The following is a 24,724-nucleotide window of genomic DNA, read 5'->3' as shown; positions in this document are numbered from 1 at the left end:
CCAGGGAACTGGGTTAATCTCCACCGCCATGTCCGACCTGGTGATCGACAACCCCTATACCCTCGACGAAGCCGCCCGGCGGCCCCTCGCCGACGCCGCCGCGGTCGAGCGGCTCCTCGACGCCGCGACCTCTGCCGCGCGGAGCGCCGCGCACACCCCGCTCGCCGAGCGCGCCGCCCTCTGCCAGCGCGCGATCGAGCGCATGGAGGCGAACGCGGAGGCGATCGCCGCCGACATCACCCGGATGATGGGCAAGCCCCTGCGCCAATCCCGCAACGAAGTCGCGGGCATGGCGAAGCGGGCCCGGCACATGATCTCGATCGCGGAGGCCTCGCTCGCCGACGTGGTCCTCCCGCAGCTCCCGGGGATCGAGCGGCGGATCGTGCGCGCCCCGCTCGGGGTGGTCTTCAATCTCCCCGCCTGGAACTATCCGCTCCTGACGGCGGTGAACGTGGTCATTCCCGCCGTGCTCTCGGGCAATGTCGTGCTCCTCAAGCACTCGCCCCGCTCGCCGCTCTGCGGCGAGCACTTCGCCGCGGCGTTCGCCGAGGCCGGCGCGCCGCCCGGCCTCGTCCAGGCCTTCCACTGCGACCACGCGACCTCCGAGCGCATCGCCTCGGACCCGCGCGTCAACTTCGTGGCCTTCACCGGTTCCGTCGAAGGCGGACGGAGGATCTACGCGGCCACGGCGAAGAAGGTCGCCGTCGACGCCGGCCTCGAGCTCGGCGGCAAGGACGGCGCGTATGTCGCGGCCGACGCGGACCTCGAGAAGGCGGTGGACGGGATCGTGGACGGGGCCTGTTACAACGCCGGGCAGAGCTGCTGTGCGGTCGAGCGCGCTTACGTCCACCGCGATCTCTACCCGAAGTTCGTGGACGCCGCGATCGAGCTCATGAAGCGTTATGTGCTGGGCGATCCGACCGACGAGCGCACGAACCTGGGCCCGATGGCGCAGCCTCACGCGCCGGCGTTCCTGGAGGCGCAGGTCAAGCAGGCGATCTCGCGGGGGGCGCGCGCGCTCCTCGGCGGCCGCGCGACGCAGGTGGACGGCCGCGGGCGCTTCTTCCAGCCGACGCTGCTCGTCGACGTGGCGCCGGATCTCGACGTGATGCGCATCGAGTCGTTCGGGCCGGTGCTGCCGATCGTCCCCGTCGGGTCGGACGAGGAGGCGCTCGCGCTCATGAACGACAGCGATCTCGGGCTCACCGCGTCGATCTGGACGCGCGACCGCGAGCGCGCCGCGCGGCTCGCGCGCGAGCTCGACGTGGGCACCGTGTACATGAACCAGTGCGACACCCTGGATCCGGCGCTCCCGTGGACGGCCGCGAAGAACAGCGGCAAGGGCGCGACGCTCTCGACGCTCGGATTCCTCCACCTGACCCGGCCGAAGTCGATCAACTTCAAGCTCGGCTGAGCGGCCCGCCGGGCCGGGCGCAGCGCGGGGAGCGAGGCTCCGGAACCTGACCGGAACCTGACCATCGAGCGATGACCTAACGCGAGCCAAGCTCGCGGCGCCGCAGGGCCCAGGGGCGCACACGTGTGCCCGCCGCCCTCCGATCGCGGGAGCGCGCGGCGAACGCGGAGGCAAGCGCGAGAAACGCGAATCCGCCGGCACCGGCGGCGGCGCCGTCGGAAGCGACGGCGCAGGCGCAACCCGCCGCGGAGCTGCGTTCTTCCGAGGTCCCTGCGGCTCCGGCGCCGCCTCCTGGTTCGCCGTCGGTGCCGCCCGTGGCGCCGCCGGTTCCCGGGGCGCTGGTGTCGACCGTGCCACCGGGCCCGTCGCCGCCGCTTCCATGGGCTGCCGTGCCGCCCATCCCGCCGGAAGTGGTGCCCGAGCCGCCGCCAGCGCCGCCACCCGTCCCTGCGGCCGGCCCGGCGCCGAACTCGTAAGCGCCGAGGTCCGGCGCCGATCCGACGAACGGCAGCCCCACGTCCGTGCCTTCGTCGATCAAAGCGCTTTCGGCCTTGAGCTTCATGAACACACACGCGGAGGGGATGCTGCCGTCGGCCTCGCGGGGTCCGGCGCAACCGGCGTCGGACGTGCTCTCGAAGGCCGAGCTCGCCTCCGTGATGTCCAGGTCCCACGTGTTGAACGCGGCGTCGACGCCCTCCATGTTCCGGTTCTTGTCCGGGAAGCCGATGTTGTTCCGCATCAGGTGCGCGAGCGCTCCGGTCAAAATGATCGTCTGGCTGCTGTCGTCGGGCGGGCTCGCCAGCATGTTGTACTGGGTTCCATTCTTGTACGCGGAGTTGTTGAGCCAGGTGTTGCCGCCCGACGAATGGTTCGCGTAGAAGCCCGCGGCCTTGTTGTTCCAGGCCACGTTGTTCCGCACGATGTGCCGGATGCCCGTCTTGCTGCTGCCGACCTTGAACCCGTTGCCGTTGCCGTCGCTGCCCCGGCCGTTCGACATGGCGAAGCTGCCCTCGGTGATGACCGGCACCTCCTGCGAGATGTAGTCGTAGCCATCGTCCGAGTTGTTCCACGCGCGGCATCCCCGGATGATCGTGCTGGGACCCGTCGTCTGGTAATGGACCCCGAAGCCGTCTCCATTCTGTCCGTCGCCCTGGCTGCCGTCCTGGTCGTAGTTGTCGTGCGAATCGCAGTTGAGGACCAGGTTGCCGCCGTCGCCTTCATCGATGAACAGGCCGGGCCCGAAGGCATGATGGAGGTCGAGCAGCTCGAAGAGGTTGTTGCTGGAGTCCCTGGTGCGGAGCAGCGAGTACGAGTGGTCGCCGCTCCCGCCCGCCTTGGCGTTGCCGATCTCGAGCCCGCGAAGGTGCATCCAGCTTCCGGTCACCAGGACCACCGGCACGTCGACGGCGCGGTTGCTGGTGACATACCTCGACGCGTCGAGCACCGGCTTCTCACCTGGGTAGGCCCACACCTTGGTGCGGCTCGCATCCGAGGTGCCGCTCCTTGAAAGGACGAGCTGGGTCGTGATGTAGTAGGTGCCGCCGCGCACCCAGATGGTGTCGCCGGCGGCGGCGGCGCTGTTCGCCTTGGAGAGGGAGGCGAACGGCTGGTCCATGGTCCCGCGATTGGAATCGCTGCCGTCCGGCGCCACGTAGTGCTCCGCCGCGCGCGCGTGTCCGGTCGCCATCAGCACGAAGAGGCCCGCGGTCGTCGAGGTCGCCGCCAGAGACTGCTTTCGATTCATGCTCATCGGTGTAGCCTCGCGAGAAGTTGAAGTCGTCGACAAGGAGCGTCGGACATCGTTGCCGGTTTTTGCGCCGAGGGTCCTCCCAAGGCGAGGCGCACATCACGCGATTGTCGCGCGTCGTCCCGCTCTCCCCGTGTACCGGAGCGCTCCCAATCAATCACGGGTCGCTCGACTTCGGCATCGAGGGGTCGAAGATTTCGCCTCAGGTGGTAATTTTACATCAAAACAGGGCGCCACGGCTCCCGCCCGATCGTGGGCTCCTGGGGGGCTCGCCTGTGCGGGCGGCTCGGCGAGCGCCGCCTGCGCGCGCCGGGCGCGCACCCATGGCGGTATCCGCCGTGCGCGAGGCGCGGGGCTCGGATCAAGGCGCGACGCGGCGGGCTTCGTAGATGTCGGCCACGCCGCTCCGCGTCGACGCGAAGAACAGGACGGAGCCGTCGGGTGAGAGGTGCGGATCGGTGTCGCGCGCGTCGGGGAGGTTCACCGGCTCCGCGAGCGGCGCTGCCTGCTCGAACGCCGCGTCGGCCGTGGGTCGTCGTGCCCAGAGCAGGTCTCCTCCCGAGCGGAACAGGATCTGCCGCAGGTCGTCGAAGAGGAACGGGGCGTGCTCGTCGTCCGGGCCGTTCAGCTCGGAGAGCGGCGCGAGCGCGCCCCAGTCGTCGTCCGGGCGTTCGCGCGTCGCGATCGCGAGGTCCCAGCCGGCGGTCGAGGGCCCGCGCAGGCCGACCGCGACGTGGAGCTCTGACGGGGCGACGTGGGGGGACATCACCTCGGTCTCGGGGATGACCAGCGTGTCCACGTGCACCGGCGCGCCCCACGGCTCGTCCCGGCTGGCGCGCTCGGCGCGCCAGATGCCCGCCGGCTCGCGCGCGCTGAAGAACCAGAGCCTGAGCCCATCCTCGGAGATGCTGGGCGTGTCCTCGGTGATCTCGGCCTGGTTGATGTTCTCCACGGCGTGCGGCGGGTCCCAGGGCGAGCCCAGCGCCTCCCGCCGCGACGTCCAGATATCGCGGCCCCCGTCGCGATCGGACATGAAATAGATCTCGAGCAGATCGCCCGTGAGCGTCGGGTCCTCTTCCCTGGCGTCGCTGTTGATCTCCGTCACCGCCGTCGGCGCCTCGAACGCCGGCCGCTCCGGCGCGCCCGCCGCCCCGCCTGCGCCGCCTGCGCCGCCTGCGCCGCCTGCGCTCCCGCCTCCCCCTCCCTGCCCGGGCGCGATCACGCCGATGACGACGTGCTGGTCATCACACCCCGCCGCGCCGAGCGCGAGCACGGATGCCCACACCGCCGCAATCTCTGGGAGCCGCCGGTTCATCGATCTCCACGCACGCTGGCGCGCAGGATTACCGCGACCGCTCGCCTACATCAACAAGGCAGGCCTCCGGCGGGGATGCTCGTCCCGCGACGCGGCGCGCCCGAGCGCGATCGGTCGGACAGCAGGTCGCGATCGCGCGCGACGCGATTCTCGAGAGACGGACGCCTCGGCTACTCTCCAGGTCGAGGTGCCCCATGAACGACCGTCGACTCATCTGGCTAGCGCTCCTATCGCCTGTGGTCTCGGCTGCGAGCTGCGCCACGGCGAGGCCTGAGGAGAGCCCGACCGCGACCACGCGCGCGGCCCTCACCTTCCTGGAGGACCAGCGGCTCGCCGAGGCGGCGCCCGCGGCGAGCCGCCTCTTCGGCTTTGCCGTCGCCGGGAGCGGGAGCACGGTGCTGATCGGGGTGCCGGACGAGGATGGCCTGACCCAAGGTGCGGCTCACGTCTACACCGTGGCCGGAGGGGTCGCGACGTTCTCGACGACCCTCGAGCCGGGCGACGGCGAGAACGGCATGCGGTTCGGCCGTCAGGTGGCGATCGACGGAGACACCGCCGTGGTCATGGCCGGCGCCGACTACGAGGCGAGCTCGATCGAGGAGCGCATCTATGTGTTCGGCCGGGCAGACGAGGCCTGGTCCGAGCAGGCCCGGCTGACCATCCCGGAGGTCATCGTCGGCGGCCTGTCGACGATGGCCGTGGACGTGGACGGCGACACGGTCGTGGCCAGCAATGTGTGTGAGGACAGCGATCTAGCCGTGGGTCGGGCCTTCGCGTTCACGAGGATGGATGGCGTGTGGTCGACGCGGGTGGAGCTGGTGCCGCACGACAGCCCTCGCGGGCTCGGCTGGTCGGTCGCGCTCTCGGGCGACACCGCGATCCTGGGCGCCCCCCAGGACGACCCCGATGGGCGCTACAGCGCTGGATCTGCGTACGTGTTCGTGCGCGAGGGCGGCGCGTGGACGCAGCAGGCGAAGCTCGTGCCGCCCGACAGCGGCGTGAACCTGGCCTTCGGCACGTCGGTCGCCGTCGAGGGCGACACGGCTGCGGTCGGGGCCAAGAGCGCCGTGTACATCTATGCGCGCCACGACGGCGAGTGGACGCAGCAAGCGAAGCTCATTCCCGCGCTGACGGGGTCCGCGGCGACCGGGGTGCAGCTCCTGCGGAATGTGGTGCTGGCGGGGTTCGTCGGCGTGAACGAGCAGAAGGGCGTCGCCTCGGTGTTCTACGGCGGAGGAGCGACGTGGATGGAGGCGCGCACGCTGGTCCCGTCGGACGGTCACCCGTTCGATTTCTTCGGCTGGAGCACCGGTTATGCTGGAGGGAGCGCGATCGTCGGGGCCCCCTACCTGGGCGAGGCCCCCAGCCGCGCCGGCGCGGCGTATGTCTATGCGCTGCCGTCCCTTGATGGCGGGAGCTGCGCCGCAGATGAGGACTGCCTGAGCGGTTCGTGCCTGTCGGGCGAGTGCGCCCCTGCCGGCAGCGGCGCGGCGGGCGCGGGCGGCGGCGCCACCGGCAGCGGCGGCGCGGCGGGCGCGGGCGGCGGCGCGGCGGGCGTGGGCGGCGGCGCGGCGGGCGTGGGCGGCGGCGCGGCGGGCGCCGGCGGCGGCGCCACCGGCAGCGGCGGCAGCGCATCCGGCAGCGGCGGCGCTGACGCCGCGGGCGCAGGCGGCAGCGGCGCAGGCGGCAGCGCTACCGGAAGCGGCGGCGACAGCGCAGCGGGCTCCGGCGGCGGCGACAGCGTGGCGGGCTCTGGCGGCAGCAGTGGCGAGGTCGACAGCGGCGAGGGATGTCAGATGGGCAGCCCGGGTCAGCCGGCGCGGCACGCTCCGGCGATCGCGGTCGTCCTCTTCGCGCTCACAGCCGTATCCGCGCGGCGCCCCAGGGGCTGGAAAGGGCGGCGACCCTCCTGAGCTACCCGACGGAGGAGGACATCGTGGTCATCACGGCTGCCCACGCGCGCCTGGTGTCGAGGCTGTTCGAGGATCTGCAGGCGCCCTTCTGGATCCCGCGCGGACAAGCGTCAACCAAGGAGATTCCCAGTCTTCGAGACTCGTGCGGTAATCCTCGATGTTCGTATATCTTTTCCAACGCCCGGACGGACACGTGTGCCCACGGCACGCCGATGCGCCCCTTAGCGCGCGCGGCGCCGCCCGGACCACGCTCTTTCGATTCAGGACCGAGCCATCACGACGCTCGCGGTCCCACCCTTTCGCTCTGCCGCGCTACACTTCCTCGCGCTGCGATCCGGCTTGATTCGCCTACGCGCTCGGCGTGGCGGCTCTCGGCGGCGTCGCGGCCGCGCTGCTCCTGCCCGGCCCAGCGCCCGCCGCACCCGCCGCGCCCGCCGCCGCCGCGGTGCACGTCGTCCCCTTGCCCGGCGGCGCCGCCGCCGCGCTCGGCGCCCGGTTCTGAGGTCCCGTCCACGCCGCGGGCCTACCGCCGGGTCGCCTTTGACGGTCCACGCCGCTCCGGCACGATGGTCTCGCCGCGCGCCAGCATCGCCACCAGAGCAGCGATCTTCTTCGCGCGACCAGCCGGCGTCTTCATGTTGCTCGTGCGGAACGCCAGCGCGAACAGGTTCTGACGCCCCAGCGTCTGGAACGTCTCACGTGCTCGTGGGTTCGCCTCGATCGCGGCGCGGAGGTCGTCGGGGATGGTCGCTTCAGTCGCGCTGCGCATCGGCGCATACGCCGCATCCCAGCGGCCATCGGCCTTGGCCGCGTCCACGTGCCGCTGCCCGTGCGGCGTCATGCGCCCCGCGGCCGTCAAGCGGGCGATGTGATCGCGGTTGATCTGGCTCCAGACGCTCCTCGCCTTGCGCGGCGAGAACCGCTGCAAGAACGAGGATTCATCCAGAGATTTTCGAATCCCGTCGATCCATCCCCAGCAAAGCGCCACGTCGAGCGCCTGCGCGTGGGTCACCGTCGGCACGCCGGAGTCCTTCTTGTAGATCCTCAGCCACAGCTCCGTCTCCTGCGCGTGGTTTGCGGCCAGCCACGCTTCGAACGCGGCCTCGTCAGGGAAGCTCTTGATCCTGCTCTTGTCGGGAACGATGGGCGCCATCTGGTCGGCCTCGCAACGCGCCCACCCTATACGCGGAGCCACCAGAGACGCCAGCGCGGAGGTCGTCGAACGCCGACTCGCCCGACCCGCCGCCCCGATCACGCCGAGCGTCCGCCGACGCCCGGTGACGAGCGCCCGCGCCACGGAGCTCGGGGGTGGTCGAGCCGACGGATCGCCACGGGCGGCGGATCGGCGTTGACATCCGCCACGTGAACGTTCACAATGAGACCTCATCCTTACGCTTTACCCAGAGTGGGCCGTCATGAGCACCGGGACCTCCGTCATCGGGATCGGGATCGATCTCTTCACCGGCTCCCATTGTTCGGTCGTCGCGGACACATGCGACGGCGCGTTCGCGGGCGCCGCGCACAGGCCTCCTCGACAGGCCCGCTGTGCATTTCTCGCGTGGCCGCTCAGCCTCGAGCAGATCGAGTCGCTTCACGCCGGGAGGGGCCTTGTGCAGCCCTGCCGGCGCGCGGCGCCTGGTCCATCTCGCTCCAGCTCTTCGAGCGCGCTCGCCTGCCGAGCGCGGCCGGCGCGGCCCGCTGGTCGCAGGCGATCTTCGACGAGATTCGCGCGCCTGGCGCGCCGGGCGATCGCGCCCGTCGAGGCCTCCGCCCCCCTGTCGGCGTCAAGCCACCATCGTCACTCCGCATCTGATAATATCGCACCTTCTTGATGGCCAGGCCCGGTTGCGATGCACAATCGACTTGACGCAACTGCCAGTCACGAACCATAGATAAGCCAAGAAAGGCGATCACCATGAACAACATAACCCGGCTCGGCATGTGCTCCGCCCTTGGGCTCCTACTGACCAACTGCGTTATGAATGGCGCAGAAGTGGACATGACCGAGTCCGATCTGGACACCGATCAAAGCGCCCTCACGATAAATTCGAATCAAACCGGAACGGACGGCCAGTGGTACACGTTCTGGAAAGATGGCGGGTCGGTCAGCATGAATCTGAACGGCGGAGGCAATTACGCCGTCAACTGGGGGAGCGGCAACTACAATTTCGTTGGCGGCAAGGGCTGGAACACTGGGTCGTCGAGCAGGAAAATTGGCTACAATGCCGGCGTCTGGTCGACGGGCAGCAGCAATGCATACCTGACTCTCTACGGGTGGACGACAAGCCCGCTCGTGGAATACTACGTCGTTGACAGCTGGGGCAGCTGGAGACCGCCGGGTGGAACGCCGGCGGGCTCAGTCACCACGGACGATGGCACCTACGACCTGTACAGGATGCAGCGAGTCAACGCGCCCTCCATCCAAGGCACTGCGACGTTCTATCAGTACTGGAGTGTCCGAAGGTCGAAGAGGCCCACCGGGACCAACAGCACCATCACGTTTTCCAATCACGTAAATGCTTGGGCGTCAAAGGGGTGGAACCTCGGCACTCACAGGTACCAGGTGATGGCAACAGAGGTGTTCAACCCCTCGAGCAGCGGCAGCTCCAACTTGACGGTGTGGCAGAATTGACGCCGGCTCGCCCAGGACGGGGCGTTGTTCGGCGTGCTGACCCGCATCTTCGTCGAGAGCGTGGAGCGGTTCTACGAAGAGCGCGCCGCGCGCCGATGCGCGTGCGGCGCAAGCGCATCGGACCGCGCCCTGCGAAGCCAGAAGAGCCTACGAAGGCGGACGATGACGCCGCTCCGAAACGCAAGCGGGGCGGCTATCGGGCGGTCGACAAACCGCGCCGAGCTCTTGCGCCGCACATGTGCGATCGGGTCGCGCTGGACGACGAGGCAGATGCCGTTGCCGGGGCGGCTGCGCGAGGTCACGGCGGCCGCCGCCGAGAGCGCCGTAGCGCACAGCGCAGGAAGAAGACGCGGCGCTCCTACGGCGCTCGCCGAGGCGCTCCGCGTCAATCCCTCAGGGCGCTCTAAGCCCCAGGCATCTTGAGGCCGCGCTCGTCCATCACGGCTTTGTTGCGCGCCTCGCTCTTCGCGTACGCCGGGCGGGCTCTGACCCGCGCGGCATATCCGGTGAAGCTCGGGCGCGGCTCGAGCATCTTGAAGTCGAGCATGTACGCGATGGTGCCGCCGAAGATGACGTCGGCCATCGAGAACTCCTTGCCGAGGACGAAGTCACGGCCAGAGATGGCCGATTCCATCGTCGCGAGCATGTCGTCGTAGTTGCCCCAACCGGCGGAGCCGGCGCGGAACTCCCAGTTGCCGGCCTTGGCCATCGAGCCGGGCTCGATGACCGAGGGGGCGAAGAGCGACCAGCGGAAGTAAGTGCCTCGCGCCGCGTCGTCGAGCTTCGGCGCGAGGCGGCCCGGGGCATAACGATCCGCGAGATAGAGGCCGATCGCCGCGGATTCAGTGACGACGGTGTCGCCGTCGACGAGCAAGGGCAGCTTGCCCATCGGATTGAGCTTCGTGAAGTCCTCCTTCTTCTGGTCACCGGCCATGATATCGACGAACTTGAGCTCGTACTCGACGCCGACTTCCTCGAGCATCCACACAGTGTTGGCGGCGCGCGAAAACGGGTGGTGGTAAAGAACGATGGCCATGGTGGTGTCTCTTTCTCCGTTCGTTTCCGCCGGTCGGTCGGCGGCGCGGCGGAGGCTACCAGAGGCCGGCCCCGTTGGGCACGGCGTCAGGTGCGGCAGATTTGAATTTCTCTGGCCGCCGCGTTCATGGCTCCCGCCTCGGCGCGTGGCGACCTCGACCGCTACCCGGCGATGATCACCGGCGCGAGCCGCGGCCACACGAACGAGAGCGCGCAGGCGCCGCGTCGGCGCCTCCAAAGCTCGTCCAGCGGGCCGAGCACGCGGGCCTGCGCCGCAGGCTGTGGAGTGAGGGCGGCCCCCTGGATGGCGTGACGACGGATCGCACCCCCGCGCCGAAAGTTGCGAGACGCGATCACTTCCCATCCGAGCGGGCCGATCCCCCGGTTCGACCTTTGCCGTATTCCAGCAAGACTGGAATCCCAAAAAGAATCGACATCGGCCCGTGCCCAAACCGGCTCCCCCACGTTCTCCATCGGGTGAAGGGGCCGGCGGCAACGGCGGGCCGCTTCCGGGGCGCCGCGCTGCATGGGCCGGCCGGCTCCCCTCCATCCACACGTTGCGAGCTGCAGAGCTGGATTATGCGCAAGAGTTATCTCATGGCGTCGATTTTCATTGCGACCGCGCTCCTCGCGGCCGGCTGCAAGACGGGGACATGCGCGGATGCCGTCGAGCACGCCGAGGCCTGCGGGGTCGACGACCTCGAGCTCGATGACGACCTCGCCGGCTGCTCCGAACACGAGGAGTGTCGCGCGTCGTGCGTGCTCGACGCGCCCTGCGACGAGATCAAGGCGTCTTTCGCCGGCGGCACGGACCGCAGCACGGAGGCCTGGCGCTGCTACGAGCAGTGCCCTCTCTCTGATTGATGGCGTCACCGATGAGGTATCCTCCGGGCTCGGCCCGCTCCTCCCCAGGGCCGTCCAGGAGGCGACATCGTGAAGGCAGCTCCGGAGCAGATCCCGCCGCCGCCGAGGGGCTCCCTCGGCGATCTCTTCAACCCCTTCCTCCCCGAGCAGATCGAGGACCCTTACCCGATCTATGCGCGCGCGCGGCGCGAGGAGCCGGTCTTCTATAGCCCCCGGCTCGACGTGTGGATCGTCACCAGGTACGCCGACCTCGTGGCCGTCCTGCGGGACACGGACCGGTTCTCGTCCTTCAACTCGCTCTACGTCAGGGCCGAGCCGATCCCCGAGGTCCGCGCGGTCCTCCGCGAGGGGTACGAGGAGTTCACCTCGCTCGTGCAGAGCGACCCGCCCGATCACACGCGCGTGCGCGCCGTCTTCGGCAAGGCCTTCACCCCGCTGCGCGTGGCGGCGCTGGAGGGGCACATCCGCGAGCTCACGCGGGAGCTGATCGACGCCTTCATCCGCGATGGGCACGCCGAGCTGGTCTCGCAGTTCGCCCTGCCGCTGCCGGGCTACGTCATCTGCGATCTGCTCGGGGTGCCGCGCTCCGAGATGAAGCAGCTCAGGGCCTGGCACGAGGACAAGCAGGCGCTGATGGCGGGGAGCGCGCCGCCAGAGGCGCAGGTGGCGAGCGCCCGCGGATACGTGGCGATGCAGCGCTATTTCCAGGCCCAGATCGAGGCGCGCCGCGCCGAGCCGCGGGAGGATCTGCTCTCGCTCCTCGTCCCGGAGGAGATCGGCGGGAGCGCGGCGCTGAGCATGCAGGAGGCGGTCTGCAACGCGATGGATCTGCTGGCCGCCGGGCACGAGACGACGACGGCCCTGCTCGCGAGCGGGATCGACCTCTTGCTCGCGCACCCGGAGGTGGCAGAGGCGCTGCGCGGGGACCCGTCGCTGATCCCGGGCGCGATCGACGAGATGCTGCGGTGCGAGTCCCCGGTCCGCGGCTTCTTCCGGGCGGTGACGGCGGACGCCGAGGTGGCCGGGGTCCGTATCCCGAAAGGCGCACGGGTGTACCTGCTGTATGCGTCGGGGAACCGGGACGAGGCGGAGTTCGCCGACGGCGAGCGCTTCGACATCCACCGCAGGGACGCGGGCAAGCACCTCGCCTTCGGCAAGGGCATCCACTTCTGCGTCGGCTCGCTGCTGGCGCGCACGGAGGCGAAGATCGCGCTCGAAGAGCTCCTCGATCGGCTGCCCGGCCTGCGGCGCGGGAAGGACCCCGCGCGCCGGAGCCCGTTTATGCTCATGCGCGCGTTCGACTCGCTCTCCATCGCGTGGGACGCGTAGCCCTCCCCCGCGCCGCACCGGCGACGTGGCAATTGTACCCCTTGTGCCTTCAGCTGGCGCTGCAGGTCGCGAATATCGGTGAACGAGGCGAGCTTCTGGGCGTTCTGATCCCAGCCGGGGTTGAAGGTGAGAACGCTCAGCAGGAAAACCGCGCTGCTTCCCGCTGTTGCGCGGCACGTTTGACCTTGGCCCCATCGCCGTCATTCCATAGACTCCATCCCCGGTTGCTGGAGTCCATGAACTGATGAACCACCGTCGACGACCGGTATGGCGCCTCCTGCTGAGCGCGCTGGTGACCTTGGAACATCGGGCGCGGCTCCTCTGGCTGGGCGCCCTGGTGCTGGTTTTCTTCATCGGCAGGGCGTCCTCCGGGGGATGCGGCGGCGCGACGCCTGTCCAGGTGGCGCAGCCCCGATTCCCGCCGGACAGCCGCGTCGCGGGCGAGGCGCTGGACGGGGGTGCGCGAGACGCCGCCGAGCAACGGCCCCGCGCGGACGTGATCACGGCGGACGCGGGGTGGCCGGGCCGCAGCGGCAACGTCCGCGCGATGTACCGCATCCTGCCCCGCAGGAACGTCGCTCCCGCGATGGGCAACTCGGCGGGCGTCACCTACGACGGGCGGAGGCTCTGGCTCCTCTCGAGCCACGAGGGCCAGCATGTGCTCTACGAGCTCGACGACGCGGCCAGCATGCCGCTCCGCTCCCACGTGTTGCCGACGCTGATCGGCTCGCGCGGCACGAGCGCCCACGGCATCGCCTGGGTGGACGGTACGATCTGGATCTCGATCGCCGGCAACACCAACGAGCTCGTGCAGGTCGATCCAGATACCGGCCGGATCCTCCGCAGGCGCGCCGCGCCCACCGAGTTGGGCCCCACGGGGCTGACCTTCGACGGTGAGCACCTGTGGCTGTCGAGCACCATCGGGGACGTCTACCGCCTGTCGACGCAGAACGGCGGCATCGAGCAGCACTTCCCCGCCGCGCGCCCCGACATGCGCAACCAGGGCGTCGCCCACCGCGCCGGAGAGCTCTGGGTCGCCGGGCTGTTCGAGCAGATGGTCGTCTACTCGGCGAGCGACGGCGCCCTGCTCGGCGCCGTGACGAGCGCCGACGGCGCGCAGCTCTCCCAGGAAGACCTCGGGCAGCCGTGCTTCGTGGGCGACGAGCTCGTCATCCTGAGTCAGCGTGGGCTGACGTATTACCGCCCCGAACGCGCGGCCGAGTAGCCACCTCGACCTCCGGGAACGTTGACCGCGGGGCCTCCGCCGTGTTGCTGCGAGGCGAACGCGCGATCTCCTCGATGGATATCCTCCCCATCGCCGTCGCGACCGCCCTTGCTGGTCGCGTCGGAGAGCGGGAAGCCGGCAACCTCGGTCGATTGACGGGCAGCGTGGAGCCCGCGGGCCTCGGGCGAGGTGCTCCGCCGCCGGTAGCGCAGCGCAGCAGCAGCAGGCCGCGAGCGGCCGATCGCGCGCCGCACCGAGCGCTCGGCGATGTGGCTCGCGCGGTCGATCGCCTCGCGGATCCCCTCCGCGACGTCCTGACCGACGACGGTGGGGAGCCCGCGCAGCACCACCTTGATGCGACACACCGTATCCACGCCGCCGCGCGGGCCGTTCACGTCCTCGAGGCGCACGCTGACGCGCTGGATCTGGGCGGCGAACTTGCCCAGCCTGATCCCGAGGCGCTGGCGCGCGTAATCGCGCACCTCCTGGTCGATGTCGAGGCCCGTGGTCCGCACGGCCACCGGCGTGCGGTCGGTCGGCGTCCGGCCGCTCGAGCGTGTGGCCGGGCGGGCGATCTCACCGGCGAACGCCGCGCGTCGCGACGGCTTGTGCATCTTGCTCATCCTCATGTTCCCTTTCTCCGTGGCCCCGCGCGAAGCACGGCTTCGTGGGGCAGTTTGCCGCGGTCGCGGCGATCCGACCCTGGGCTTTCTGGGACACATCCTCGCCCTCGATTCGTAGGACGCGATCCGCAGGAAGAGCATGCGCAATGGCCCATGTCGGATGCCATAGAACGCTGCACGGTTCATGCCATCCATGCATTCTGGAGAACGGATCTGGATGGCCTCGACCGCCGGCCGTCGTCCGGCTGGCAGAAGATGTCGGTGCAGCCGCCCTCCTGGAACACGAGTCGCCCCGTGGCGACGCCCTGCCCGCCCCGGCTCGTGCCTCACGCGCCGAGCTCGAAGAGCTGCATCGCCACCAGCGCGACGCAATCGGGCTCGCGCGAATCCGACACGATCTGACGAAGCTCGTGGAAATACCGCACGTGCAAGGCCCGCAGCCGCTCGAGGTCACGGCGCGCGACGCTGACGAGGTTGTAGGAATACAGCCCTGGATCGCCGCGACGCTGCCGGCGCGCGGCGACGTCGAGCCAGTGCGTTTTCAAGCGTTGTCGCGGTTCGGCGGCGCCGCGGGTCATGTCGACCGTCTCGGCCGTGGTGGCGTACCGCCCTTCGCGCCACCGGATCAGGCCCGCCCGCGACAGGGCCTCGCGGCACACACGCACCTCGTCGTCCGGGAGCCCGAGGCGAGCGGCGACCCAGGCGTCGTCATGGCGAGGCAGGGCCGCGTAGCTCGCGAGCTCGAGGACGCGCAGGACGGCGTGAGACCAGGGTAACTCCGTCGCTATCCGGCGGCGCTCCTCGAGCACACGGAAGTCGCGCGCCACCGAGGGCAACTGTCCCGGATGCACGAAGAGGGCGAGGAAGTCGACGAGCCGCTCGGTGGTCGCGTCGACGAGGGCCAGCACATCGGGGAGCCGGGGCTGGGATGCGCCCGCGATGAAGCGCGACACCTGGGACGCGCTGCGCCCGATACGGGAGCCGATCTCCGCGTTGCTCAGCCCTCCCTTGATGATCTGAAAGAAGGTGGCGGTGAGGGCCGGGTCGGAGACGGCGACGTCGGCGCCGAAGGCCGACTCCTGGCGCACGAAGCCCGAGAGCTCGCGATGGACGTCGACGCCGTTGTACGCCGCGACGCGCAGCAGGGTGGGGAGCGTGGGGAAGCGCCGCCCGGACTCCCAGCTGAACGCGACGTTCGTGCCGTACCCGAGCCGGACGCTCAGCTGCCGCTGCGAGCGCCGGCCGCGGAGCGCCCGGCAGAAATCCCTTGCGATTTCATCGTATTGCGGCCTCTTGTATCGCATATGTGCATCGATGGTAGCACATCGGAACGATAGATAATGCGTAGCTGCGCTATGCGACGCTTGCGCTGGCTCGTGCGCTGCGGCAAGTGGGGGCGTAAGGAGACTTCGATGGACGGACGACTTGCTTGCTGGCTCCTGGCGGGGCTGCACATGGGGTGCGCCGCTGGGGGACAGACGGGGGAGGTCGCCTCCGACCCCTGTAACTCCCCCCCGGAGACGGCTGGTCGGGTCGTGGAGCATGACCTCACCGACCCGACGCCCCTCGGTGTGAGCGGCCAGGAGGCCCTCGACGCGACGGGCGGGGCCGGGAGCTTCGACGTGACGTGGGCCAACGGAGCGATGAGCGCCGTGAGCTGGTCCCTCGTCGCCGACGTCGAGAGCTCACCGGTCGTGGCGTACATCGGCCGCAGCGGCGAGTGTACCGACGAGCACCTGCGGATCCTCGTGATCGGGCATCTATCGAGCACCGACGGCGTCCTCCGCCACGAGCAGCGCGGGGCGCTCTATCGGGGCGACGACGGGGCCGCGCAGCTTCGCTTGTCGTTCTTCTTCGACGAGAACCCGTTCCCGGACGTGTACGCCGGCGGTGGGTCGGGGGACAGCTGCACCGGGTGCAGCGGCGCCTTCGACCTCTCCGTCGAATCGCGCTGGGAGGCGGGCGAGTCGACCCCCCGGGGCCATGTGTACCTGCTCGAGAACGGGACGCTGCTCGGCGAAGTCGGCGTCTTTTGAGCCCAATCCGCGGCGCGCGCGTCCATCTTTCATCCACCGAAGCGGCCTGCGGTGTGCAGGGGCGGCGCAATCGTATTTTCCCCCCGTCGGTGCGACGCACCGATTTACGGATGTAGTGACGGAGAGGATCGACGCAGCTTGGAGTCGCGATGCACGTTCCCCGTGCGCGCGACCCCGGAGCCGGCGCTTTCCTCGTTTCAAAGAAGAAGGTTGGTTCATGATGTCGGTTTCCAAGAAGATGAAGTTCAGAGGTCTCGCTGGGGTGCTCGCTGGTTGCGTCGGTCTGGTCGCCGCTCAGGCGTCGGCAGGCGTGGTCGTGGGTAAACCCACGCCGCACGGCAACACCGCGTACCCCGAAGCCGGGACGACCCTGGCGCGGGCAGGGGCCTACACGCTGGTGGGCGCGCTTCAAGAGCACGTGAAGATCAGCGGGGAGGCAGAGCCCACGTTCCCCAGCACGATGCAGGGCGCCGTCTACTTGATGAACGGGACGAGCGCCACGCCCGAGCGCGTTTACCAGTTCCCGGGCGTCGCCCAGTTCAGCCTCCAGGCCGGCAGCCAGCTCGCCATCTCGAACAATGTCCTCGCATTCGCGACGCGAGGCCCGAATCCTGCCACCTCTCCGCAATCGAACTCCGTGTTCATCGCCCGGAAGATCAGCGGCTCATGGGCGCAGTGCCCCCTGGTCAGCGGTCAGCGGAACTGCAACGGCGCGGTGCGCGAGAACGGACAGAACATCAGCAGCGCGCTCACCCGCATCCCGCTCACGTACCCCGCGAACAACAGCTTCAAGGACATCGCGCTCGCCCTGTCCGACAACTACCTCGTGATCGGCTACAAGCGGCACAGCGTGCTCGAGATCTACCGCTACAACGCCTCGAACGACACGTGGGTCCTCGAGCTCTCGCTCGACGAGCCGGACGAGCGCTTCACCGGCGCTGCGGTCGCGATCGACGGCGATCTGGTCGCGGTAGGATCGCCGTGGTCCGACGGCGGCGAGGCCGGGGCCGAGCTCGGCTCGGTCCGCATCTTCCGCAGGAACGCCAGCACCAGCACCTGGAGCTCCGTGGCGCTCACGAGCGGCTTCTTCTCGACCGGCGCCTTCGGGCGGAGCCTCGCCCTGGCTTCCGGGAACCTGGCTGTCACCTCCGGCGTGACCTACCTCGTCAATAACGTCATGCCGCAGCAGCACCTCTCGTTCTACCAGGTGGCGTCCGACGGGACGATCTCTGCGCGTCAAACTCTGGTGACCGCCTACCCGCACGTGCACCTGGCGCTCCACGGCGACACGCTGGCCAGCACGGTCGGCGGTGGAGACGAGGGCCTCTCGATCTACAAGCGCGCCGCGTCGGGGCAGTGGGCCTACGAGACCGGTTTGATTCGCGACTTCTACAAGAGCGTCAACAGCCCCAACGCTGGGTACGGCGGCATCGATCCCATCGGCCTCGTGGGTGATGACCTGGCGCTCGGCTGGCGCGCCTTTTCGAGCCTGCTCGGCGGCGTGGTCCACGAGAAGGTCAGCCTGATCGACGCTTGCCGAGATCCTCTCAACCTCGTGACGAACTGCTCTTTCGACAATGTGACCAACACCTCGCTCGCGGGAAGCCAGAGCAGCAGCGGCTGGCAGCTCCTCAACTGGAACGGCGCCTCGGCGTGGGCGGACTTCAGCGGCCGCCAGATGCGCGTCAACGTGCAGCAGGCCGGCTCCGACATGTGGCACATCCAGGCTCGCACCACGGTCAACTTGGCGCAGGCGGGGCGCTACCTGCTGACGTTCCGCGCCAAGGCGGACGACGTGCGCACGTTCGTGGTGAACCTGGGACGCAACGGGAGCAGCGACAACAACTGGGCGAGCTACGGTCGCGTGACCCCGGCGGCGGGCCCCGCATGGGTCAGCTACTCGTTCGAGCTCCCGAACGTCCCGCAGGACTCCGCGGCGTTCCTCGACTTCAACTTCGGCAACGCAGGGACCGCGGCCGTCACCGTGGACAGCGTGAAGCTCGTCCGTCTGGCGCCGTAAACACGCCGCGCAAATCGCAGGAGGGGGGCTAGCGAAAGCTGGTCCCTCTTCGGGTCCTGAGCAGGCCGCGCCCGCGCGTCGCTCGGTGGTGACGTACGGGCGGCGTCCGCTGGCGCGCCGCCGGGCGCGCTCAGCGCACCGGGCGGCCGATCGGGATCGCGCTGCTGTCCTCAGGCGGACACGGGGCGTCCGAGCAGGCGCTGCCGGAGCTCGGGGTTGCGGATCCAGCCGGTGATCGCAAGCAAAACGAGCACGATGATCAGCGGCAGGTATTCCGGAAGCGTGAAGCCGCGGGTCATGTTCGTGGCCAAAGCGCCGGAGAAGTAGCCGATCATGAGCACGAGGGCGATCGCGGAATAGCGCGGGATGAGGAAGAGGATCGCGAGGCAGATCTTCGTGATGCCGAGCGGCACGGTGATGTGCGTGATGCCCAGCCGTTCGAGGAACGCCGCGCCTTCCTCATTCGCGGGAGGCATGAGCTGGAGGATGCCGCTCGCCAAGGTGGCGAGGGACAGGAGGCCGGTCAAAATCCACGCGACGATCTTTCCGGCCTTGCCCGGGTTCGGGACGGACTCCGGATTCCGCGCGCGGGCGAGGAGCTCCGGCGTGCGGAAGTACGCGCCGATCATCATCACGAGGATGAGGACGAACGGGAACCACGGCCAGTTGCCTTCGACGTCGTGCGTGAGGCCGGTGGCCGTCGCGCCGCCGAGCACGCCGACCATCATCACGAAGCCGAGCGTGGCGGTGCGGGGAACAAGGAGGAGAACGGCGGCGAGGATCTCGAGCGCGCCGATCAGGTAGCGATGGTCCCAGACGCCGAGCGCTTTCACGAAGTCGGCGTTGGGGGTGCCATCCTTGATGAAGAATTTCGCCAAACCGGAGGCGAAGAACATGAACAGGGCCAGCAGGACGGTGGGCGTCCAGCCGAGGATTTTCTGGGAGCGGGTCGTCATACGGCCCCGATGATACCAAATGAAGCGAGATGGCGTCGAGGCCGGCCGCACGCAAGCGCTCTGCCGCCGACCGCGAGAGCCCTTGTTCCAGGAGCGATCGAATTGCCGGCGTCACGCGGTCGGACGCAGGTCGATGACCTCGCTGCGCCGCCGCCGCTGCGCTCTACTGGAACGCTCTCCCGTGGCGCTCCAGCCACTCATCGAACGTCCGCGCCTTGCGCCCGAGGAGCTGCTCGACCGTCAGGGTGGTCCGGACCAGGCTGCCGCGCTCGCCCAGCCTGGCCGGGTCGCGCACGAGCGCGCGGACCTTCTGGCCCGCGGCCTCGACGCCGCCTTCGCGGGAGCGCGTGGGTCACAGCTTCGAGGCGGCGTGGTCCCAGTTCACCAGGTTCCACCATGCCTCGACGTACTTCGCCCGCGCATTGCGGTAGTCGATGTAATACGCGTGCTCCCACACATCGCACGTGAGCAGCGGCGTCTTGCCCTCCGTGAGCGGGCTCCCGGCGTTGCCCGTCTGCGCGATTTCCAGCTTGCCGGAGCTGTTCTTCACCAGCCAAGCCCAGCCCGACCCGAACTGACCGACGGCCGCGGCGCTGAACTTCTCCTTGAACGACGACACGCTCCCGAACGCCTCCTCGATCGCCGCACGGAGCGCGGCGGGAGGCTCACCGCCGCCCTGCGGCTTCATGCTGTGCCAGTAGAACGTGTGGTTCCACACCTGAGCTGCCTGGTTGAAGACCGCGCCGGAGGTCGTGCGGACGAGATCCTCGAGGCTCTTGCCCGCGAGCGCCGCGTCCGCTGCCACGAGCTCGTTCAGCTTCGTGACGTAGGCGTTGTGGTGCTTGCCGTGGTGGAAATCGAGCGTCTCGGCCGAGATGTGGGGGACCAGCGCGTCTCTGGAGTACGGGAGCTCGGGAAGGTTGAAGGCCATGGTTCTGTTCCTCGTGTTGCGTGTCGACGGCTACGCGCTCGTCGCAGCCCGTTGTGAGTAGCTCGGCGAAGACCTCCGGGTGGCGCTCCAGCCACGGGTCGAACGTCCGCGCTTCGCGGCCAAACAGCCGCTCCACGTCGCCGGGTCCGGCGGCAACGTAGCAACCCCGGTGGGGACGCGTGGCGCCTTGCCAATGGATTGGCAGATTTCCATCGGTTTGGAGGGACGGTGAGCTGAGCACCCGGATCCGCCGATTTCTGCCCCTCACCTCGTGACGCCGGGGGCGCATCGAGCTCACGCGCGGACGTCGACGCCTGGATGCCCACGGCGTCGTCATGCAGGGCGCTGCGTGCGGAACACACCTCGCGGTTACGGGAGCGCGCGTTTGCTCATGGCCAAACGTGCGTTCGGCGACGGACCCATTCACCTCTCGGGTCGTGTGCCCACCTCGGCTTGACGCTGCGCCTGTCCGACATCCATACTGCGGCAACGAGCGGCCATGGACCTCCGCGCTCTCGTCACGCAGCGAGAGCGTGCTCCCTGGGCAGACGAGCGCGGACACGGCGCTTCGTCCAGGCCGCCGCGGCGACGACGAGCACGAGAGATCACGAGGCGGACCGTCGGCGGCGGGGATCGGGTGGGGCGAGCGCGGCCGCGCAGCGCGGGCGCGTGACGTCCGTGCCCCCCGAGGCGCACCGCCGCGTCATCGCGCGGCCCGGGCGGCGCGCCGGCTCTGCCCATGATCCAGGGCACCACGGAGGCATGGAGATGAACGAGCGTCGGGGACAACACGCCAGTCGCGGCCGCGCCGAGGACCGGTCTGCCGGGCAAGGGGTCGCTCCGGCGCAGGCGCCCGGCGCCGAGGAGCCTGCCCCGGAGGCTCGCGCGAGCGAGAGCGCGCCGGCGGAGCGCAGGAGCGAACGGGCGCTCCTCTCGACCTCCGAGGCGTGCGCGCCGCCGCCGTGCCCGACCCGTGAAGAGATGCGGATCCCGAAGAAGCTGAACCTCGTCTTCGAGGCGGCGGGCGCCCTGGGCGTCGCGGAGGTGGGCGCGCTCGCCGCGCTGTCGGAGGCGCTCGTCGAGAAGAAGGAGTACAAGGACACGTACATCTCCTATCTTGCAGGGACGTCCGCCGGCGCGATCATCGCCGCGCTCCTGGGCGCCGGTTACACGCATACCGAGATTGCCGACCTGCTCAACGTCGACATCGCGAGGCTCACCAGGCCGTCCTGGCTCGGCCGCGTTCCGGTCGTGGGCACGCATGCCCTCATGGCCTGGGGAGTCCTCACCGGGCGCGGGTGGTTCCGGAGCGATTATTTCCTCCATCTCCTCCGGGACGCGCTGCGCGCCAGAGGGATCAGGACCTTCGGTGATCTGGTCATGCCCGGATGTGAGGGGGAGAAGGACCCGGCGCGCAGGTACAGGGTCCACGTCATCGCCTCCGACATCACGCGCGGGCGCATGCTCGTCCTGCCCGATGACGTCAACACCGATCTGTACGGGGTGGAGCCGGACGACCTCGACGTCGCCGAGGCCGTGCTGATGAGCTCGAGCATGCCGTTCTGGGCTCCCCCGGTCCGGCGAACGGGCGCGAACGGGGTCGAGTGCACCATCGTGGACGGCGCGCTGACGAGCGGCTTCCCGATCCACCTGTTCGACGTCGGCGCGCCGGAGACGGAGGACACGTTGACCCTCGGAATACGGGTGAAATCCGAGCGGTACAACGAGGTCAAGTTCCCCTACCCCTACCACTTCTTGAAGGCCATGTTCCTCACCGCGTTCACCGCGCGCGACGTGAGCGAGACCGCGAAGCGGGTGGACAAGCTGAAGTGGGCGAGGACGATCCAGATCAACACGGGCACCGTCTCCATCAGCGCGCGCCTGTCACCGCTGCAGAGGGAGGTCCTGTACGACGCCGGCTACCTCACCATGAAGCGCGCCATCGACGGGAACATCCTGGAGCGGGCCACGCCGGTCCAGACCGCCGCGGAGAGAGCGCGGCGGAGCGTGGCGGGGCTGAGGCAGCCATGATCACCGCGCTGCCCGGAGAGGGAACCATGGAGCAGGAAGCGCCGACAGCCACCGCGTGTGCGCCGGAGGCCCCGCGGAGCGAGCGGGATCTCCTGTCTCGTGACGCGCCCTGCGAGCTCGCCGAGCCGTCCGACACCGCCGAGGAGCGGTATCCCCCGACGAGGCTGAACCTGGTCCTCGAGGGCGGCGGACTCCGAGGGGTCGCCCTGGTCGGGGCGGTCGCCGCGCTCGCGGAGGCGCTCACCCACAAGTACAAGGGCACGTACATCTCGTATCTGGCGGGGACCTCGGCGGGCGCGCTCGTCGCCGCCCTCCTGGGAGCGGGGTATACCCCCTCGGAGATCGCCGGCATCGTCGGTGGCCCCGAGTTCGCCAGGCTCGCTGATCCCGGCGGGCTGGGTTTCATCCCGCTCGTGGGCAAACCCCTCTCGATGGCCTGTGGAGCCATCCGGGAGCTCGGGATGCTCAAGGGAGACGCCCTGCTCGCCCTGTTCCGGGAGAAGCTCGACCAGAAGCGCATCAGGACCTTCGGCGACCTCGTCATGCCCGGCTGCGAGAACGAGCGAGACCCGGCGCGCAGGTACCGGGTTCACCTCGTCGCCTCCGACATCACGAGGGGCCGCATGCTCGTCCTCCCGGACGACATCAACACCGAGCTCTACGGGGTCGAGCCGGACGAGCTGGAGGTGGCGCTCGCCATGCGGATGAGCATGAGCTTCCCCTTCGTGTTCAGGCCGGTGCAGCTCACCGGGCGCAACGGGGTGACAAGCTACATCGTGGACGGCGGGCTCCTGAGCAACTTCCCCGTGCACCTGTTCGACACCGGCGCTCCGGCACCGGAGGATACGCTGACGCTCGGCATTCGCGTCCTCCGCGCCCGCTATCACGCGATCGGCCGTCCTCTGCGCGCCTGCCGCGCGCTCTGGGCCCTCGGATCCACGGTGCAAGAGGCGCGCGACGTCGGCGACTCGTCCAAGCTGGTGGACCGGCTGAAGTGGGCGCGGGTGATCGAGGTCAACGCGGAAGCGGTGCCGGTCTTCAAGCTCAGGACGAACCCACTCGCGCTGTCGCCCGTCGAGAGGGAGCTCCTCTTCAACGCAGGTTACACCGTCACGAAGCGCGCCCTCGACACCGAGTTTCTGGAGCGGGGGCGCGCGGTCCACGCCGCCGCGGCCAGGGCTGAACGCGGGGCGCGCGGCACGCCGGGGGCGGCGGTGGTCCGTCCGCGGCCGATGGGCGGGGCGAACTCACGGTAGCTCACCGTGATGACTTCGGAGCTGTTCTTCACCAGCCAAGCTCAGCCCGACCCGAACTGACCGACGGCCGCGGCGCTGAGCTTCTCCTTGAACGACGACACGCTCCCGAAGGCCTCCTCGATCGCCGCACGGAGCGCGGCGGGAGGCTCACCGCCGCCCTGCGGCTTCATGCTGTGCCAGTAGAACGTGTGGTTCCACACCTGAGCTGCCTGGTTGAAGACCGCGCCGGACGTCGTGCGGACGAGATCCTCGCGGCTCTTGCCCGCGAGCGCCGCGTCCGCTGCCACGAGCTCGTCCCTGGTCCCCTCCTGCTCCGAGCCCCGTACACTCCCGGCCGCGACTTGACAGCATCCCAGGATCCGGCACAATGAGCGCATTTGGCTCATCACACGAGCGGCCGTTCGGCAAAGGAGGACCGTGGAAAGCAAGACCAAGAACACGAAGACACGCCCGCAGATCGCGGCCATGGCCGCCAGGGCCTTCGGGGGCGTGGCGCTCGCGGACAGCGGAGATGCCGTGCTTGAGCTGAAAGACGGCTGGTTCAATGCGGCCTACAACATCCGGCTCGTCGATGGCCGGGAGGTCATCCTCAAGATCGCGCCGCCGAGGGATGCGGAGGTCATGCTCTACGAGAAGAACATCATGGCCACCGAGGTCGCCGCCATGCGCCTGGTCCGGCGCAACCCGGCCATCCCGGTGCCCGAGATCTACCATTTCGACGACGCCCACGACCTGTGCGACTCGGATTATTTCTTCATGGAGAAGATCGCCGGGGACAACCTCGAGCACGTGAGGGCGAGCCTCCCCCCCGAGACGCAGGCGTCCATCGACCATCACATCGGTGAGATCATCCGGGAGATCAACGGCTTCACCGGCGCCTATTTTGGTTATGACGGGAACCCGGACCTGCGCGCGAGCACCTGGAGAGAGGCGTTCATCAAGATCATGGAGTCGGTGCTGGAAGACGGCATCCGGAAAGGCGCGGTGCATGACCACGGCTACGACGAGATCCGCGCCGCCGTCCTCAGGCACGCCGCCGCGCTGGAGGAGGTCACCACGCCCTGCCTGGTCCACTGGGACGTCTGGAACCCCAACGTCTTCGTCAAGGAAGGCAGGGTCACCGGCATCATCGACTTCGAGAGGGCGCTCTGGGCCGATCCCTTGATGGAGGCCCAGTTCCGGGCGCTCTCCTCCGAAGGCATCACCAGCAGCATGCGCGGCTACGGCAAGACCTCCTTCACCTTCGAAGAAGAGCGGAGATGCCGCCTGTACTCGCTGCACCTCGCCCTGGTCATGAACACGGAATGTTATTACCGCAACTACGACACCGACGTCATCTACAACCTCTCCAGGCAGTGGATTGACGAGCACATGGGCTGGCTGAAGGCGAGCTGAAC

At 69.2% G+C, this 24,724-nt stretch carries 22 protein-coding genes; 12 read left to right on the top strand and 10 right to left on the bottom strand.

Annotated elements, in window-relative coordinates; translation table 11 throughout:
- Window positions 1-28: 28 nt before the first annotated feature.
- Complete coding sequence (locus WMF43_RS17450; protein WP_437681516.1) at window positions 29-1,414, top strand: aldehyde dehydrogenase family protein; 1,386 nt, start codon at window positions 29-31, stop codon at window positions 1,412-1,414.
- A gap of 76 nt (window positions 1,415-1,490) precedes the next feature.
- Here WMF43_RS17450 and WMF43_RS17445 read toward each other — a convergent pair whose 3' ends face one another.
- The gene (locus tag WMF43_RS17445; protein ID WP_437681515.1) at window positions 1,491-3,164 is read right to left on the bottom strand and encodes a right-handed parallel beta-helix repeat-containing protein; all 1,674 of its coding nucleotides are present in this window, start codon (window positions 3,162-3,164) and stop codon (window positions 1,491-1,493) included.
- A 358-nt stretch (window positions 3,165-3,522) separates the two neighbouring features.
- A complete protein-coding gene (locus WMF43_RS17440) occupies window positions 3,523-4,446 on the bottom strand; it encodes a hypothetical protein (RefSeq protein ID WP_437681514.1) in 924 nt (307 codons plus the stop codon).
- 224 nt (window positions 4,447-4,670) lie between these two features.
- On the opposite strand from WMF43_RS17440, the gene WMF43_RS17435 reads away from it, so the two are divergent.
- Both WMF43_RS17435 and WMF43_RS17430 read left to right on the top strand, forming a co-directional pair.
- Window positions 4,671-6,389 (top strand): FG-GAP repeat protein, encoded by a 1,719-nt coding sequence (locus WMF43_RS17435; RefSeq protein ID WP_437681513.1) that lies wholly within the window; start codon window positions 4,671-4,673, stop codon window positions 6,387-6,389.
- 361 nt (window positions 6,390-6,750) lie between these two features.
- On the top strand, window positions 6,751-6,891 hold the full coding sequence (locus WMF43_RS17430; RefSeq protein ID WP_437681512.1) for a hypothetical protein: 141 nt from the start codon (window positions 6,751-6,753) through the stop codon (window positions 6,889-6,891).
- 21 nt (window positions 6,892-6,912) lie between these two features.
- Here WMF43_RS17430 and WMF43_RS17425 read toward each other — a convergent pair whose 3' ends face one another.
- Window positions 6,913-7,542, bottom strand: a complete 630-nt coding sequence (locus tag WMF43_RS17425; RefSeq protein WP_437684025.1) for a YdeI/OmpD-associated family protein — start codon at window positions 7,540-7,542, stop codon at window positions 6,913-6,915.
- Window positions 7,543-8,304: 762 nt separating this feature from the next.
- Between WMF43_RS17425 and WMF43_RS17420 the strand changes: the two genes are divergently transcribed.
- Window positions 8,305-9,021: a glycoside hydrolase family 11 protein gene (locus WMF43_RS17420; RefSeq protein WP_437681511.1), complete on the top strand. Its 717-nt coding sequence runs from the start codon at window positions 8,305-8,307 to the stop codon at window positions 9,019-9,021.
- Window positions 9,022-9,424: 403 nt separating this feature from the next.
- Here WMF43_RS17420 and WMF43_RS17415 read toward each other — a convergent pair whose 3' ends face one another.
- Entirely contained in the window at window positions 9,425-10,057 is a 633-nt protein-coding gene (locus tag WMF43_RS17415; RefSeq protein WP_437681510.1) for a glutathione S-transferase family protein, read from the bottom strand.
- A 596-nt stretch (window positions 10,058-10,653) separates the two neighbouring features.
- On the opposite strand from WMF43_RS17415, the gene WMF43_RS17410 reads away from it, so the two are divergent.
- The 3 genes from WMF43_RS17410 to WMF43_RS17400 all read left to right on the top strand — a co-directional run bounded on the left by WMF43_RS17410 (window position 10,654) and on the right by WMF43_RS17400 (window position 13,474).
- Entirely contained in the window at window positions 10,654-10,920 is a 267-nt protein-coding gene (locus WMF43_RS17410; protein ID WP_437681509.1) for a hypothetical protein, read from the top strand.
- Between the two features lie 69 nt (window positions 10,921-10,989).
- Complete coding sequence (locus WMF43_RS17405; RefSeq protein WP_437681508.1) at window positions 10,990-12,249, top strand: cytochrome P450; 1,260 nt, start codon at window positions 10,990-10,992, stop codon at window positions 12,247-12,249.
- 292 nt (window positions 12,250-12,541) lie between these two features.
- Window positions 12,542-13,474 carry a hypothetical protein gene (locus WMF43_RS17400; protein ID WP_437681507.1) on the top strand — a complete coding sequence of 311 codons (933 nt, stop codon included), beginning with the start codon at window positions 12,542-12,544 and terminating at the stop codon, window positions 13,472-13,474.
- Here the strand turns inward: WMF43_RS17400 and WMF43_RS17395 are convergent.
- Both WMF43_RS17395 and WMF43_RS17390 read right to left on the bottom strand, forming a co-directional pair.
- Window positions 13,447-14,103: an HPF/RaiA family ribosome-associated protein gene (locus tag WMF43_RS17395; RefSeq protein ID WP_437681506.1), complete on the bottom strand. Its 657-nt coding sequence runs from the start codon at window positions 14,101-14,103 to the stop codon at window positions 13,447-13,449. The two genes, WMF43_RS17400 and WMF43_RS17395, sit on opposite strands and share 28 nt — an antisense overlap.
- A 320-nt stretch (window positions 14,104-14,423) precedes the next feature.
- Window positions 14,424-15,401 (bottom strand): DUF4423 domain-containing protein, encoded by a 978-nt coding sequence (locus tag WMF43_RS17390; protein WP_437681505.1) that lies wholly within the window; start codon window positions 15,399-15,401, stop codon window positions 14,424-14,426.
- 108 nt (window positions 15,402-15,509) lie between these two features.
- Between WMF43_RS17390 and WMF43_RS17385 the strand changes: the two genes are divergently transcribed.
- Window positions 15,510-16,133: a hypothetical protein gene (locus tag WMF43_RS17385; protein WP_437681504.1), complete on the top strand. Its 624-nt coding sequence runs from the start codon at window positions 15,510-15,512 to the stop codon at window positions 16,131-16,133.
- Window positions 16,134-16,350: 217 nt separating this feature from the next.
- Window positions 16,351-18,153 carry a carbohydrate binding domain-containing protein gene (locus WMF43_RS17380; protein ID WP_437681503.1) on the top strand — a complete coding sequence of 601 codons (1,803 nt, stop codon included), beginning with the start codon at window positions 16,351-16,353 and terminating at the stop codon, window positions 18,151-18,153.
- Window positions 18,154-18,323: 170 nt separating this feature from the next.
- On the opposite strand, the gene WMF43_RS17375 is transcribed toward WMF43_RS17380, so the two are convergent.
- The 3 genes from WMF43_RS17375 to WMF43_RS17365 all read right to left on the bottom strand — a co-directional run bounded on the left by WMF43_RS17375 (window position 18,324) and on the right by WMF43_RS17365 (window position 20,040).
- Window positions 18,324-19,109, bottom strand: coding sequence for a DoxX family protein (locus tag WMF43_RS17375; protein WP_437681502.1), 786 nt, complete (start codon window positions 19,107-19,109; stop codon window positions 18,324-18,326).
- Between the two features lie 163 nt (window positions 19,110-19,272).
- Window positions 19,273-19,404, bottom strand: a complete 132-nt coding sequence (locus WMF43_RS17370; RefSeq protein WP_437681501.1) for a hypothetical protein — start codon at window positions 19,402-19,404, stop codon at window positions 19,273-19,275.
- 57 nt (window positions 19,405-19,461) lie between these two features.
- Window positions 19,462-20,040 carry a superoxide dismutase gene (locus tag WMF43_RS17365; RefSeq protein WP_437681500.1) on the bottom strand — a complete coding sequence of 193 codons (579 nt, stop codon included), beginning with the start codon at window positions 20,038-20,040 and terminating at the stop codon, window positions 19,462-19,464.
- Between the two features lie 768 nt (window positions 20,041-20,808).
- Here WMF43_RS17365 and WMF43_RS17360 point away from each other — a divergent pair.
- Window positions 20,809-22,071, top strand: a complete 1,263-nt coding sequence (locus tag WMF43_RS17360) for a patatin-like phospholipase family protein (protein ID WP_437681499.1) — start codon at window positions 20,809-20,811, stop codon at window positions 22,069-22,071.
- On the top strand, window positions 22,068-23,327 hold the full coding sequence (locus WMF43_RS17355; RefSeq protein ID WP_437681498.1) for a patatin-like phospholipase family protein: 1,260 nt from the start codon (window positions 22,068-22,070) through the stop codon (window positions 23,325-23,327). The genes WMF43_RS17360 and WMF43_RS17355 overlap by 4 nt, the downstream gene beginning before the upstream one ends.
- Window positions 23,328-23,368: 41 nt before the next feature.
- Here WMF43_RS17355 and WMF43_RS17350 read toward each other — a convergent pair whose 3' ends face one another.
- Complete coding sequence (locus WMF43_RS17350; RefSeq protein WP_437681497.1) at window positions 23,369-23,704, bottom strand: superoxide dismutase; 336 nt, start codon at window positions 23,702-23,704, stop codon at window positions 23,369-23,371.
- Window positions 23,705-23,744: 40 nt separating this feature from the next.
- On the opposite strand from WMF43_RS17350, the gene WMF43_RS17345 reads away from it, so the two are divergent.
- Window positions 23,745-24,722, top strand: coding sequence for a phosphotransferase family protein (locus tag WMF43_RS17345; RefSeq protein ID WP_437681496.1), 978 nt, complete (start codon window positions 23,745-23,747; stop codon window positions 24,720-24,722).
- The last annotated feature ends 2 nt before the right edge of the window (window positions 24,723-24,724 follow it).

The sequence above is a fragment of the Sorangium sp. So ce131 genome (assembly GCF_051519095.1).
Taxonomy (GTDB): Bacteria; Myxococcota_A; Polyangia; order Polyangiales; family Polyangiaceae; genus Sorangium.
This window is presented reverse-complemented; position numbering and strand designations above follow the sequence as displayed.